General features: G+C 33.4%; 12 protein-coding genes and 4 tRNA genes. 3 read left to right on the top strand and 13 right to left on the bottom strand.

The window, feature by feature from the left end:
• The first annotated feature begins 41 nt into the window (after positions 1 to 41).
• Positions 42 to 791 carry a TraR/DksA C4-type zinc finger protein gene (locus EP747_RS16355; protein WP_129691188.1) on the top strand — a complete coding sequence of 250 codons (750 nt, stop codon included), beginning with the start codon at positions 42 to 44 and terminating at the stop codon, positions 789 to 791.
• 107 nt (positions 792 to 898) lie between these two features.
• Positions 899 to 1,360: a TspO/MBR family protein gene (locus EP747_RS16350; protein ID WP_129691187.1), complete on the top strand. Its 462-nt coding sequence runs from the start codon at positions 899 to 901 to the stop codon at positions 1,358 to 1,360.
• A 60-nt stretch (positions 1,361 to 1,420) separates the two neighbouring features.
• Here EP747_RS16350 and EP747_RS16345 read toward each other — a convergent pair whose 3' ends face one another.
• On the bottom strand, positions 1,421 to 1,621 hold the full coding sequence (locus EP747_RS16345; protein ID WP_088013613.1) for a cold-shock protein: 201 nt from the start codon (positions 1,619 to 1,621) through the stop codon (positions 1,421 to 1,423).
• A 473-nt stretch (positions 1,622 to 2,094) separates the two neighbouring features.
• Here EP747_RS16345 and EP747_RS16340 point away from each other — a divergent pair, with 473 nt between their 5' ends.
• The gene (locus EP747_RS16340) at positions 2,095 to 2,886 is read left to right on the top strand and encodes a TIGR00266 family protein (RefSeq protein ID WP_129691186.1); all 792 of its coding nucleotides are present in this window, start codon (positions 2,095 to 2,097) and stop codon (positions 2,884 to 2,886) included.
• Between the two features lie 81 nt (positions 2,887 to 2,967).
• Here EP747_RS16340 and EP747_RS16335 read toward each other — a convergent pair whose 3' ends face one another.
• The 12 genes from EP747_RS16335 to EP747_RS16275 all read right to left on the bottom strand — a co-directional run bounded on the left by EP747_RS16335 (position 2,968) and on the right by EP747_RS16275 (position 15,102).
• Entirely contained in the window at positions 2,968 to 3,762 is a 795-nt protein-coding gene (locus EP747_RS16335; RefSeq protein ID WP_129691185.1) for a lipase family protein, read from the bottom strand.
• Between the two features lie 63 nt (positions 3,763 to 3,825).
• Positions 3,826 to 6,234, bottom strand: a complete 2,409-nt coding sequence (locus EP747_RS16330; protein ID WP_129691184.1) for a glycogen/starch/alpha-glucan phosphorylase — start codon at positions 6,232 to 6,234, stop codon at positions 3,826 to 3,828.
• A gap of 25 nt (positions 6,235 to 6,259) precedes the next feature.
• Positions 6,260 to 7,693 carry a glycogen synthase GlgA gene (glgA, locus tag EP747_RS16325; RefSeq protein WP_129691183.1) on the bottom strand — a complete coding sequence of 478 codons (1,434 nt, stop codon included), beginning with the start codon at positions 7,691 to 7,693 and terminating at the stop codon, positions 6,260 to 6,262.
• A complete protein-coding gene (locus EP747_RS16320) occupies positions 7,687 to 8,706 on the bottom strand; it encodes a sugar phosphate nucleotidyltransferase (RefSeq protein WP_129691182.1) in 1,020 nt (339 codons plus the stop codon). Before EP747_RS16320 ends, glgA begins: the two co-directional genes overlap by 7 nt.
• A 48-nt stretch (positions 8,707 to 8,754) precedes the next feature.
• Positions 8,755 to 9,882 (bottom strand): glucose-1-phosphate adenylyltransferase, encoded by a 1,128-nt coding sequence (locus EP747_RS16315; protein ID WP_088013619.1) that lies wholly within the window; start codon positions 9,880 to 9,882, stop codon positions 8,755 to 8,757.
• A complete protein-coding gene (gene glgB, locus EP747_RS16310) occupies positions 9,830 to 11,761 on the bottom strand; it encodes a 1,4-alpha-glucan branching protein GlgB (RefSeq protein WP_129691181.1) in 1,932 nt (643 codons plus the stop codon). Before glgB ends, EP747_RS16315 begins: the two co-directional genes overlap by 53 nt.
• 703 nt (positions 11,762 to 12,464) lie before the next feature.
• Positions 12,465 to 13,364: a DMT family transporter gene (locus EP747_RS16305; protein ID WP_129691180.1), complete on the bottom strand. Its 900-nt coding sequence runs from the start codon at positions 13,362 to 13,364 to the stop codon at positions 12,465 to 12,467.
• A complete protein-coding gene (locus EP747_RS16300; RefSeq protein ID WP_129691179.1) occupies positions 13,361 to 13,915 on the bottom strand; it encodes a bifunctional transcriptional activator/DNA repair enzyme AdaA in 555 nt (184 codons plus the stop codon). Before EP747_RS16300 ends, EP747_RS16305 begins: the two co-directional genes overlap by 4 nt.
• 836 nt (positions 13,916 to 14,751) lie before the next feature.
• Positions 14,752 to 14,823: transfer RNA gene (locus EP747_RS16290), tRNA-Glu, on the bottom strand.
• A 10-nt stretch (positions 14,824 to 14,833) separates the two neighbouring features.
• Positions 14,834 to 14,924: transfer RNA gene (locus tag EP747_RS16285), tRNA-Ser, on the bottom strand.
• 6 nt (positions 14,925 to 14,930) lie between these two features.
• A tRNA-Asn gene (locus EP747_RS16280) sits at positions 14,931 to 15,005 on the bottom strand.
• Positions 15,006 to 15,025: 20 nt separating this feature from the next.
• Positions 15,026 to 15,102, bottom strand: a tRNA-Ile gene (locus EP747_RS16275).
• Positions 15,103 to 15,157 lie beyond the last annotated feature (55 nt).

Raw genomic sequence — 15,157 nt, 5'->3', positions numbered from 1 at the left:
ATATGGATAGTCAAATTCATTTATTGAAAAGGGGGAGCATGATGCTTTCACAATCACAAATCCAAACATTTAAAAACGAATTACTAAAACAAAAAAAACATATAGAAGAAAGACTAAATGATCCAGCCTTTACACCATACTCACTTAGAGATTCTGTTGATGAGCTTTCACTTGCAGACAACCACCCAGGTGATTTAGGTACTGAATTATTTGAGCGTGAAAAAGACATATCTCTTCATGAGCATTTAAGAAACGAACTAGTTGATGTTAATACAGCGTTACAAAAAATAGAAAATGGAACATACGGTATATGCGAAGTAAGTGGTGAAGAAATACCTTTTGAACGGTTACAAGCTCTTCCTACAGCAAAAGCGATGATCGAACATACTCACGATCAGCATATTTCAAGTTCTAGTATAAGATACGATCGTCCTGTTGAGGAAGAAGTACTAAACCCTCCATTTAGTAGAGACCCTAAAGATCGCTCAATGATGTATGACGCTGAAGACGCTTTACAAGATGTTGAAAGATATGGAAATTCTCAAACACCGTCTGATTTTGAATTTAATAATATTGAGGAGTATGGAAGCACATTTACTGAGAGTTATGAAAATGTAGGTTATGTTGAGGAATTTGAAAACTTTATCGGTACTGATATTTACGGAAAAAATCAAACTGTTTACCCTACAAAAAAACATGAACAATATGAACAAGATCTTGATGACTATGAAGAACAAGCTTTAAACGGAGAATTATCTGAAATTGATGTGAAAGACATTGAAAAGTACTAAATGAATTAAACTTTCATTAAAAACGATCACTACAATGTGGTCGTTTTTTTTATATTTTTTAATTAAATACATATACTTAATCAAGACAACTTAATTAAGGAGGTTTTATGAATATTAAGTTAATTGTATTATTTTTCTCCTTATACTGTTTATTTTTTGTTGCTTCTATATTATTTCCGATCGACTACGATTGGTATAGTCACCTAAATAAACCTAGCTATACTCCTTCAGGAAAAACAATCGGAATTATTTGGGCATTCTTATATTCCTTCATTTCTTTGAGCGTATGTATAATCGTATCTTTAGGAGAATCCTTCAAAAAAGCAAAATGGTTTTATATTATATTGATTATTAATTATGTATTTAACCAGATGTTTAGCTATTTTCAATTCAAACAAAAAGATTTACTTATGGCTACAATCGACTGTGGACTCGTCTTTGTTACAGCAATTCTTTTAACGATCATCGCATATAAACATTCAAAAACTTCATTTGTATTACTCATTCCCTATTCAATTTGGTCATTATTTGCAACCTATTTAAACTACAATATCTACTTACTGAATTGATAGATTTTTAGATTAATATAAAAAGGCATCCTAAAAAGGATGCCTTGAACATAACAAAAATTATTTTTTGTTTACGTTAGCTGCTTGTGGTCCACGGTTTCCTTCGATAATTTCGAATTCAACTTCTTGACCTTCTTCTAAAGTTTTGAAACCTTCGCCTTGAATTGCAGAGAAGTGTACGAATACGTCGTTTCCACCTTCAGTTTGGATGAATCCAAAACCTTTTTCGCTGTTAAACCATTTAACTTTACCGAATTCCATCGATAATACCTCCTAGAAATACATATATACACTATTAATGCGTGCATAAAAGAGGGATAAAGAAAAAGAACGTCATTGTCCAATCAGCTTAGGATTGCTACAACATTGAAAGTGGTCAAAACTTCTTTTCAAGACAAAGAAAAATGAGCGTTACTAAAAATTTTGTAGTGCAAATGTATCGTTAATTTCTTACCTTCAAATAAATATGCAGTTAATAGTAACCTAAATATATCATATCTAAAAAAGTGCGTCAATGACACTTAGGCTTAATTGAGGGAATTTTTTATATAATTCATAATATTTATCTTTTATACATTTAGGCCTAACTGACGTCCTAAAAAAGTTTATAATTTCTTAAGCAATTAATCTAACTAAATGCGGATTCTGTAGTAATTTATCAAATTATTTATAAATAAATAACTAGATTTTAGTATTAGAATATTTGTATAGTTAAACTAAAAGGAGGAATAAAAATGAAAAATTCTCATGAAGTTACATATAAAATTCATGGCCATGATATGCAGTTTGTACAAGTAGAGCTTGATCCAAAGGAAACCGTGATTGCTGAAGCTGGAGCAATGATGATGATGGATGATGGTATCGAACTTGAAACAATATTTGGTGACGGTTCATCGCAATCAGGAGGTGGATTATTTGGAAAGTTGGTCGGAGCGGGTAAGCGCCTTGTAACAGGTGAAAGCTTATTTATGACTAGCTTTACAAACCGATCAAGCTCTTTAAAAACTGTCAGTTTCTCCGCTCCATACCCTGGAACAATAATTCCGTTAGATTTACATGAGTATGGAAATAAAATTATTTGTCAAAAAGATTCTTTCTTGGCAGCAGCAAAAGGAACTTCAGTTGGAATCGAATTTAGAAAGAAATTGAGTACCGGTCTATTCGGTGGTGAAGGATTTATCATGCAAAAACTCGAAGGTGATGGTCTTGCTTTCTTACATGCTGGTGGCTCAATTTACCAAAAAACACTTCATCCAGGTGAAAAAGTTAAGATCGATACTGGATGTATTGTTGGCTTCACTGGTGATGTTAATTATGAAATTGAATATGTTGGAAATGTAAAAACTGCACTTTTTGGAGGAGAAGGTTTATTCTTCGCTACATTACAGGGTCCAGGTACAATTTGGGTTCAATCATTAACTTTAGCAAGATTAGCTTCTCGAATTGGTCAATACTTACCAAATTCATCTAAAGAAGAAGGAAGTATATTAGGTGGCCTTGGTAATCTACTGGATGGTAATGATTAATTCAGACTACTTTAAAAGCGTTTTTTTGTTTACATACAAAAAACTAGTCAACGAAATCTTGACTAGTTTTTTTCTGTGCCATTAGATTACTTCCTCTTCTGCTGGTTCTGCTTCACGTAATTTGTAAGTAAAGGTTGGAGTATAATCATAATCCAACTGCATCTTTTTAACGCCTTCAATATAAGTCGATAGATGGTGGCTATTCTTAATTGACCCTTTATTTAGTGAAAAAGTGATTGGATGTTTCACTTGAACGTATTCTAAATAAATGTTTAATGGCTTCACTTCTACTTTAAAGGGTGGGCTTAAGGGTACTATATCATATAAATTTACAAATCTTAAACTATGCCTAACATTTTCATCATAGTTTTCTTTAAACTTTATATTTCCAACTTTTGGAGAGCCAAATGAATAGACATTCGGGTTACAAATTCCAGTCATTGCTATTTCATATCCTAATAACGTGGCCAATGAACCACCTAAGCTATGCCCAGTTATGAATATTTTTTTTGAAAGAGCCTTTTCCTTCACAATTGCTAAAAGCATTTCTCGACAAGACTGATAAATTGATAGAAACCCTGAATGGACACTTCCACCGTTCATCACATAAGGAAATAAGTCTTGATCAATTTTCAAATCAGCTAACCAATCCAAGTCTGATTTCGTTCCTCGAAACACAATGATCACGGATTCATCATTTTCAATAATATAGCCAAACCATTCTAGCTCGCTAATAACACACGCTTTAATTGTATCTACTAATGAATAGCTTGCTGGAATCATAAATTTACCATCATTATCAAACTGAGCATATGCCTGTTCAATGCAAAGTAATAATTCTAAGGCCTTATCATAGTCAACTGAAAGGAATTTCAACGTATCTCTCCTTTCTCGCTTTTCATCATGATATGAAAAACCTCCTAATAATCTAAGAGGAGGTTAAGAATGGTGTAAGGTCCTTTGATGAATATTCCATATTTCTGATGCGTATTGACGAATCGTCCGATCACTTGTAAAAAATCCCGATTTCGCAACATTGTTAAGGCTTTTTATAGCCCAATCTCTTTTATTTTGATACGTGTGATTGATACATTCATGCGCTTTTACATACGAAGAGAAATCTCTAAGTAAGAAATACTCATCATTATAAGACATGAGCGAATCAAAAATTGGTTCAAATTCTTCTCTTGGTAACGGAAATAACCCGTGAAGCAATTGATCTAACACCTTTTTTATTCGCAGATCATGATGGTAATAATCACTGCTTTTATATCCGCCGTATTGGTAATAATTTAATACCTCGTCAGCTGTTAGTCCGAATGTAAAAATATTCTCCTCGCCAACTTCTCTTAAGATTTCAATATTTGCACCGTCAAGTGTACCAAGCGTTAAAGCACCATTCATCATAAATTTCATATTTCCAGTACCCGAAGCTTCCTTACTTGCTGTCGAAATTTGTTCACTAATATCCGCTGCTGGAAAAATGATTTCACCTAATGAAACACGATAATTTTCAATAAAAATTACTTTAATAAATTGACTTATATAACGATCATTATTAATAATATCAGCTACTGAGTGAATTAATTTAATGATCTTTTTAGCAAAGTAGTAACCAGGAGATGCTTTTGCTCCAAAAATAAATGTTCTAGGATGCATGTTAAAATGTGAATCTTCCTTCAAACGATTATATAAATACATGATATGTAACACATTTAGTAATTGTCTTTTATATGCATGCATCCGTTTTACTTGTATATCAAAGATTGAATCTGTATCTAATGCAATTCCATTTGTATAGTGAACATAATTTTCGAGAACTTCTTTTCTCTTTTTCTTTACATTCATAAATTGCGATAAGAATGCATCGTCATCTTGATATTCTAATAGATTCTCAAGTTGAGTTGGTTCGTGTATCCAACCGTCTCCGATCGAATCATTTATTAAGCTACTAAGCTCAGGATTACATTGGAGTAACCATCTTCTATGAGTAATGCCATTTGTTTTATTATTAAACTTAAATGGTTCATACTCATAAAAAAGCTTCATTTCTCTTTGTTTTAAAATTTCCGTGTGGATTTCAGCAACTCCATTAACGCTCTTACTGCCTACAATTGCTAAATGAGCCATTTTAACGACTCCATGAGCAATAATAGCCATTTGTTCAATTCGATCCCAATCACCTGGGTATTTGTTCCAAAGCTCTTTACAATATCTTTCATTTATTTCTTCTACAATCATATAAATTCTTGGCAATAAAGGCTTAAATAAATCAACTCTCCATTTTTCAAGTGCTTCCGATAAGGTTGTATGATTCGTATATGAAATCGTTTGAGTTGTAATTTCCCATGCTTCATCCCAGGATAACTTTTCAACATCAATTAAAATTCTCATTAACTCTGGGATCGCTAAAACGGGATGTGTATCATTTACATGAATAGCAATTTCTTCATGGAGCTTACGAATATTACCATATTGTTCCTTATATGAATCTACTATTCTTTGAATACTTGCAGAAACTAAAAAATATTGCTGTTTTAGGCGTAAAATCTTTCCTTCATCATGTGTATCATCTGGGTATAAGAATTCTGAAACTGCTTCTGCCTCTCGCTTATACTTCATCAGTGATTTATTTGAAGAATGAGTAGATGCCTCAGCACTCCATAATCTCAATGTATTTACCGTGTTTGTATGGTAGCCAATAATCGGTAAATCATATGGTACCGCTGTGATTGCTTCTGCACCATGAAGGCGGAATTCCAATCGATTTTTATTATTAAATGCTTCTACTTCTCCTCCGAATAAAACTTCAATTGATTCATCATCTCTTCTAACTTCCCAAACATTTCCATATTTTAGCCATTGTTCAGGTAGCTCCACTTGATATCCATCAACAATTTTTTGGTCAAATAGGCCATGTTTGTAGCGGATGCCACATCCATGACCAGGCAAGTCTTGTGATGCTAACGAATCCAGAAAACATGATGCTAGCCGTCCAAGTCCACCATTTCCAAGTCCAGCATCGCTTTCAAACTCTTCAAGAGCACTTAAAGAAATTCCTAATCTCTCGAGGCCAGATTCACATAACTCTCTAAGCCCTAGATGAATTAAATTACTTTTCAAAAGCTTTCCTAATAAGAATTCAATTGATAAATAATAAACTTGTTTTTTTCGCTCTAAGCGGTATTGTTCACTCGTTCCTAACCAATTACCACTTATATGTTCACGAATCATTGTTCCAAGTGTTTGAAATTGCTCTTGAGTAGTGCTATCTGCAGTACTCTTTCCATGCATACTTTCTAGTTTCTCTTTGAAACTCCACTCAAACTCCTCCACACTAGAAAACATGGAATCACCTCGCCCTAAAAGATTTTTACTTTGAAGACTGCATATATAATTTTGCATATTCTTTAGCAGATTTTAACCAACTTGAATCTCTTCTAATTGCATTCCTTCTGACTGATTTCCAATGTTTTTTATTCTCATAAATACTCAATCCACGTTCAACTGTGTGAAGCATATCGTGAGCATTATAGTTAGTGAAGGTAAAACCATTTCCACTATTCGTCTCTTCATTATATGACTGGACAGTATCATTTAGCCCCCCAGTCTCTCTTACGATTGGAACGCACCCGTACTTCATCGCAATTAGCTGACCTAGTCCACATGGCTCAAATAATGAAGGCATTAGGAATAAATCTGCACCTGCATAAATCTGATGAGCAAAGCCTTCATCAAATCCAATATAAGCTCTTACTTTATCGTAGTAGTTATGCTCCATTGCTTTAAAAAAGTTCTCGAATTCTTCATCACCGGAACCTAAAATTACTACTTGGACATTATGATCCATAATTTGAGGGAATACGTGTTGAATGAGATCAATGCCTTTTTGACTTGTTAATCGAGAAACCATTGCAATGATAGGAATATTTTCATCCATTTTTAATGCAAGCGACTCCTGCAATTTCAATTTATTTTCTGTTTTATTTTCGATTGTAAACTCATCGTAATTAGAGTAAATTTTTCGATCAGTAGCTGGATTATAAATTGTTTCATCAATTCCGTTTACAATCCCAAAAAGTTTGTGATCTTGCTCACGTAATAGTCCATCTAATTGCTCTCCAAAAAATTCATGCTTAATTTCTTCTTTATATGTTGGACTAACAGTTGTTACGAAATCACTTGAAATAATTCCAGCTTTCATAAAATTGATGCAATCGTAAAATTTCAAATAGTCATCGCGAAAATATTGTTCATCGATTCCTAACATATCGTCCATTACTTCTTTTGAAAATACGCCTTGGAATTGAAGGTTATGGATTGTAAAAACAGATTTCATTTTTGGATTAATATCTTTTAATGCACCATACTCTTTCATGAAAAATGGGATCATTGCTGTATGCCAATCATGACAGTGTATTACATCAGGTTTAAAATCTAATTCTTTAATGCATTCAATTGCAGCTAAAGAAAAGAATGCAAAACGTTCTCCATCATCAAAATGACCATACAACTTATCTCGATTGAAATAGTACTCGTTATCAATAAAATAATAAGTTGTTCCTTCTACTTTCAATTCAAATAAACCACAATACTGTTTTCTCCAGCCTAGATTTATAGATAGCTCTTTTACCAGCTTAGCTTCTTCTCTAAATTTAGCGGGAATTAACGAGTAGAATGGAAGCATTACTCTTACATTCGTATTTAGTTTATTTAAATACTTAGGGAGAGCGCCTGCAACATCTGCAAGCCCTCCCGATTTAACAAATGGTACACACTCTGAAACAATATATAAAACATTTACCACTGAATCAACGCTCCTTGGACTGAACCTTTTTGAAGCACTACTGGCTCACTTAAGCTTCCTTTTATTTCAACACCATCTTCAATTCGAACATCTTTATCTAATATAACGCCATCTAATATACAATTATCTCCAATGTTTGATTTTTGCATAACAACACAATTGCGAATAATCGTATTTTTTCCAATTTTCACAGCTCTTGAAATAATACTATTTTCAACCGTTCCTTCAATTTCACATCCATTAGCTACAATTGAATTTTTTACAATTGCTTCTTTTGAATATTTTGTTGGTGGCTCATCTTTAACCTTAGTAAAGACAGGATAAGATTTTAAGAATAATTGATTCCATATCTCAGGATTTAATAATTTCATACTTTGCTCGAAATAATCCTCAATTGTTTGAATGATTGCAACTTGTTGAGGTATTTCATACGCACTTAGTTCAACCTCATTATTTTGATCACGTACAACGTCCATAATTGTTTCATAGCCTTTTTCGTGGAAGTTTTCAAAAAGCTTTAACAATAACTCTTTTTCAAGGATATAGATATTTAAAGATTTACCGAACTGCTTTAACTCAGTAATTTGTGCATTTGTTTCGATATGTCTCTTTAAAACTGGTCTAAAATCCACAGAACAAATTGTATAAGTATTTGCTACTACTACATACTTTTGAGTAGAACGTTGTAAAAATTGAATATGCTTTTCGATGAAATCGAATGTACCAAAAGCTCCATCAGTTGGCTCTGGCGTAAAAATAAATAGTCCATCCTTTTTACGATTTAAGTCCCAATGTTTACCGGAGCCTAAGTGATCAATAATTGATCGATAAGGTTGATCAGGAAATACAGCGACACTCGTAATACCCGAGTTCACCATATTACTTAACATAAAATCGATTAAACGATATCGACCTGCATAAGGAAGTGTTGCTAATGGTCGATGCTGTGTTAACGGCTTTAAAGATTCAAAATGTGTTGACGCCTCAATTATTCCTAGCATAGTATGTTTCATCAAATAACCCTCTCAATCTATTTTTCTATTTGAGGAATGAGCCACCTCTTATTCTTCGCTTGTAACTAGAATTACCTCTTCATAATCTTTCTCAGGACCTAAAAGACTTCCATCAGGAATAACCATTCCAGGAGCTACTACTGCGTTTTCGATTCGAACATCTTTTCCAATAACACAACCTGGCATTACGACAGAATCTTTTATCATACTGCCTTCTCCGATTGTTACACCTTGGAATAATACAGAATGTGATATAAACCCTTCAACAACACACCCCTCATTAATTAGAGAGTCTTCAACGATTGCCGTAGGTGCAATATATTGTGGTGGTTGATTTGGATTAACTGAATATATGCGCCAATCACGGTCATATATATTTAGTTCACTATCTTCATTTAATAAATCCATATTTGCTTCCCATAAGCTTTTTACTGTACCAACGTCTTTCCAATAACCTTTGAAAGGATAAGCAACTACTTTTTTCTTTTCTTCTAATAAAAGTGGAATAACGTCTTTACCAAAGTCATTACTTGATTCAGGATTGCGATCATCCATCTCTAAAAACTCTTTTAAAACATTCCATTTAAAAATATAAATTCCCATTGATGCTAAATTACTCTTCGGATATTGAGGTTTTTCTTCAAATTCTATAATATCCATTTCATCATTTGTATTCATAATTCCGAAACGGCTAGCTTCATCAATCGGAACTTCGATAACAGAAATAGATACATCTGCCTCTTTTTCAACATGATAGTCTAACATTTTACTATAATCCATCTTATAAATATGATCACCTGAAAGAATCAACACATATTCAGGCTGATATTGCTTTATATAATTTAAATTTTGATAAATTGCACTTGCAGTACCTGTATACCATTTAACTCCAGATGCTTCTGAATATGGTGGTAAAACAGTTACCCCACCATTTAAGCGATCTAAATCCCATGCACTTCCTATACCAATATATGAGTTTAGTACTAGTGGCTGATATTGGGTTAGCACCCCAACAGTATCAATACCTGAATTTGTGCAATTACTTAAAGTAAAATCTATTATTCGATATTTACCTCCGAAAGCTACGGCTGGTTTTGCTAGTTCTTTTGTTAAAGAACTTAATCTACTCCCTTTTCCCCCTGCTAGTAACATTGCTACGCATTTTTTCTGAACCATTGCTGCTAATCCCCTTTCGCATTTTAACTGGACGAATGATTGTAAAACTAAAGGCAGGTAATGCTATTTCAATACTGTATGGTAAACCATGGAATGGTATTTCTTCTGATTCAATGGCAGAACGATTTATTTTACTATCGCCACCAAATTGTATATAGTCACTTGAAAGCAATTCTTTATATCGATGTTTTGCAGGTACTCCAATTCGATATGTGTCATAAGAAATTTCTCTAAAATTACAGATTACGATGACATAATCATCTTTGTTTTTTCCTTTACGGATAAATGAAAATACACTTTGATCTGCATTATTTGCATCAATCCATGAAAATCCATCCCAATGATTGTCAACTTCATAAAGTGATTTATTTTTTTTATAAATTGATAATAATTCTTTGAAATATTTGTTCATCTTGGAATGATTTTCATAATCTTTAATCATCCAATCAACTTGCTCTAAATCCTTCCACTCATCAAATTGCCCAAATTCACTTCCCATAAATAAGAGCTTCTTACCTGGATGAGATAAATAATAACCAAATAGTACTCTTAATTGAGCAAACTTTTCCTCATATGTACCTGGCATTTTATTTAGCAAAGATTTCTTACCATGTACTACTTCATCATGTGAAAAAGGTAAAACAAAATTTTCTGAGAAGGCATATAAAAACGAGAAAGTCATCTGATTATGATGATGCTTTCTTTCCGTTGGGTGAGTCTCCATATAAGTTAAAACGTCATTCATCCAACCCATATTCCACTTAAAATTAAAACCTAATCCACCTTCGTATGTAGGTGCAGTAACTAATGGCCAATCCGTAGAATCTTCTGCAATCATTAATACTTGAGGATCATGTTCAAAAACCGCTTCATTTAACCTTCTTAAAAAAGAAGTTGCAAAAGGATTCTCTTCATTTCTATTTTTCCAATATAAAATATTTGCAACAGCGTCTACTCGGAAACCATCAATATGAAAATATTCCATCCAATATAAGGCGTTTGAAATAAGAAATGATTTTACTTCTGGTTTTGATAAATCAAAATTCGCTGTTCCCCATACTTCATTTTCTCTAGCATCATAACCTTCATATTCATATGTCGGTTCACCATCAAACATGTATAATCCGTGTGCATCCTTACAAAAATGACCAGGTACCCAATCCATAATGACTCCTAATCCGTGCTGGTGGCATTCGTCAATAAAGCTCATTAGTTCATGAGGATTTCCATATCGACTAGTAGAAGAAAAATATCCTACTCCTTGATACCCCCAAGAACGATCATATGGATGTTCTACTAATGGTAATATTTCAATATGTGTAAAACCATGATCTTTTACATATGGAATTAGTTCTGTCGCTAGCTCTGCATAAGTGTAGAAATCACCGTTTTCCTTCTTTTTCCAAGACCCTAAATGCACTTCATAAATTAAAACTGGTTCTTCATATACCGACTTTTTAAATTTCTGCTTACGATATTTTGCATCTTTCCATTTATAACCCGAAAGATCATAAACAATCGAAGCTGTGCTTGGTCGAAGTTCACTATAGAAAGCAAAAGGATCACTTTTTAATAAAACTTCACCATGTTTGGTTGAAATTTCATATTTGTATATCGTCCCATGACCTATTTCGGGGATATATATCGTCCAAATCCCTTGATTGTTCAACTTTTCCATTTTATGTTCAGAACCATTCCAACTATTAAAGTCCCCAACAACTGAGACACCTTTCGCATGTGGAGCCCACACTGTAAAAGTAGTTCCAACTTTATTCCCTTTTTTTACTACATGTGCCCCAAAGCATTCATGACTATGGAATAAACTTCCCTCATGGAATAAATGCACATCAAACTCAGTTGGCCGTGTCAAAAGCAACATCCTCACCTCATTACAATCTCTTAAATTCTTCTATCTCTTAATATTCTACAAATATATATATTCACCTTGTTTTTATGCAAAAAAAATTCAAAAACATTTTTTGGAAAATGAATAACCATTCATGAAACCGTTGTCATTATTGCACTTGTCGTAAAAATGTCGAATTTGTCGAACGAATATTTATGTATATTTATACATAATATTTTAAAATTCCCTTGTAACAATTTGTAAATTTTTGATTTTTCATAAAAATTCATACATATTTCACACTTTTATCTCATATAAACTTTGTATTTAAAAAGAATTGTAGAATATTGTCGAATTGTAAGGGAGAGTTTTTTTTGACAAAAATATTTAGAAGCTCATCACAAATTATTAGGAAATTCAGATGCAAAAGTAAAAATTATCTCTAAACTAATTCTTATTTATTCGGTAATATGGAAGACCAAGCAACAATATATATTGATCAAAATAGTGGAATTAAATTATCTGACTTACGTTTTAGGCAATTTAATAAAATTATTGAGATACATAGGTTCACTTCAAAATAACTAAAGCTCGTGTCAATATCATTAGTTTCCGAGTTGTGCTACCTCCTTTGGTTGGACTTATTTTTATCTCAATAAAATAATAATCGTAATATAGTAAAAAGGATCTTCGTTTTTACGAAAATCCTTTTTTTGCATTATTATTTAAAGGCTTATTAGACTTGCATTCGCTTTCTTGACGATACTACACCTAAACGAATATCTGAAATCAGATATACACCACATAAAATGACAAGAAAACCAAACAACATTCCTAATGTAATATGTTCTTTCAAAATAAGAACTCCCCAGATCATTCCAAACACAGGTATTAGAAAAGTAACACTTAAAGTTTTGGTTGGCCCAACACTTTCGATTAGATAAAAATACAATAAATATGCTATAGCAGTACAAAATAATGCTAATCCTAGAACTGCCAATATAGCAACTCCCGATATTTTATCTGTAGATACAGTGAAATTTAGAAATGTAAAAGGTAAAAGTAAAATTGCAGCACCAATTTGTTGACCAGCTGCAAGTGAAAGTGGTGGTACCCCAACAAATGCTTTCTTTGCATAAACTCCTGCAATTCCATATGAAATAGTCGACAAAACCGCTAGTCCAATTGCTATTTTAACATCATAAGTAAACGGAATTGAACTCCATCCTACTAGCAAGATCACTCCTATTACTCCCACAATTATTCCAGTCCACTTTCGCATACTCAACTTTTCTTTCGTCCATAAAAAGACAACTAGCGCTGTAAATAATGGTGTCAAGGAGTTTAGAATTGATGACATTGAGGCTGTCAAATGCAATGCTGATGTAGCTATTAATGTAAATGGAATTGCTGCATTTAATGCCCCTATTATTAAATATTGTCTCCATCTCTTTTTAAAGTGTAATTGCTTTTTAGTAATAACCAAATATAGCACCAGGGCAAACGCAGCTATAGTAACTCTTCCTTGTATTGTTAAAATTGGACCAAAAACTGGTGAGGCTATTCGAATAAATAAAAATGAAGCTCCCCATAATGCAGCTAGGCTAAATAAAGCTAATCCATCTTTTAATTTCATTTATTTAACCCCTTTCTGAATGCAGTTGGAGTGTAATTAAAATGATGACGAAACATGCTTGAAAAATGTGCCGAGCCTTTAAAACCAAGAATATGCGCTATTTCAGTTATGGCTTTCTCAGTATCTCGTAATAATCTCAAAGCTTCTCTCATTCTTAACTTAGTTGCGTATTCTAACGGCGATAAACCCGTGGATTTTTTAAATAATCTTTGCAAGTGAAACTTACTTACTCCAACTTCAATTGCTAACCGATCCAATGTTAAGCTATTTCGATATTCTTTTTCAATAATATGTTTAGCTGATAAAATAATATCCTCTTCATTTGAGTGAAGTAAATCAGGACGACATCTTTTACATGGACGGTATCCATCATTAATTGCCAAAGAAAATGACGGATAATATGATACATTTTCTTTTAATGGGGTTCTTGACCTACACGAAGGTTTACAACAGATCCCCGTGGACTTAACTGCATAAATAAATACTCCATCATAGTTTTCATCGCATGATTCAACTGCATTCCACATGACCTGTTTATTTAATCCGTTCATTTAATCACCTCTTCTTTAGCTATTCACATTTTAACACTAAGATAATGCGCCTGCTTTCAATTTCTTGCTTTCTAATTTTCTTCGGAATAAGGATAATAGTTAATAAACCATCTTAAAATGAGTGAAAGGGCTATTAGGATTGAAAATGAAGAATATGTGACCCGAATGAAGATTAATGGAAAAGGAGAATAGCGAGACCGTGGAGAGCTATGACTGCGATGTGCTGTTTCCATTACTTTATTTGTAAAAGAGACAGAAAACATATTGAATCTACAAGGGAATATTTATTGAGATGTAGCTTACCCTAATTTTCTTAATGGAGGCAGTTTAGTTGATTGTTTAGTTGATTTTATTGAGGAACAAGGATATGAATATAACGAATTCAAAGAATACTGGAGTCGAGTGAAACGGCTAGCAACTAATGTCTTTTTAGATGATGAAATTAAAGCGTATCAAAAAATGATAAAGAATGATTAAGTAACCGTTTAAAGCAAAGGTTACTAATATTCAGATTAACAATTCAGTTAGTCCGTTTTTTCATACACAAGAGAAAATTAGTTATTAAATCAATCTTTATGGAGTTTAACGCTAAAACACTAACTTTTTGCTATTCTGAGTTATGAAATAGGCTTCTACCTTTAGCTTCTAAGACATTTTGTATAAAACAAAGCTTTAATTCGAAACGATAACGCCCTGTACATCTTAAAACGAACGAAGAACACTCTAACATAATGAAGACAAACGGATTCAATTAAATATCGTTAACTAAAGTCCTAATAAAAGACAAATAAAAAACTCAGTTACCTGTGTTATCACAAATAACTGAGCTTTAGATATGACCCGTACGGGACTCGAACCCGTGTTACCGCCGTGAAAGGGCGGTGTCTTAACCGCTTGACCAACGGGCCAAAAAAAAAATGGCAGAGAAGAAGGGATTCGAACCCTCGCACCGGTTACCCGATCTACACCCTTAGCAGGGGCGCCCCTTGAGCCACTTGGGTACTTCTCTATCATATGGCTCCGCAGGTAGGATTCGAACCTACGACCACTCGGTTAACAGCCGAGTGCTCTACCACTGAGCTACTGCGGAAAAATTAATTATAAATATAATGGTGGGCCTAAATGGACTCGAACCATCGACCTCACGCTTATCAGGCGTGCGCTCTAACCAGCTGAGCTATAGGCCCATTAAATTTTATAAAAAGCGGGTGATGGGAATCGAACCCACGACCGAAGCTTGGA

Origin of the sequence: Gottfriedia acidiceleris (assembly GCF_004138285.1) — a bacterium.
GTDB lineage: Bacteria > Bacillota > Bacilli > Bacillales > Bacillaceae_G > Gottfriedia > Gottfriedia acidiceleris_A.
Note: the sequence above shows the minus strand (reverse complement) of the source record. Positions and strands in the feature narration are given on the sequence as shown.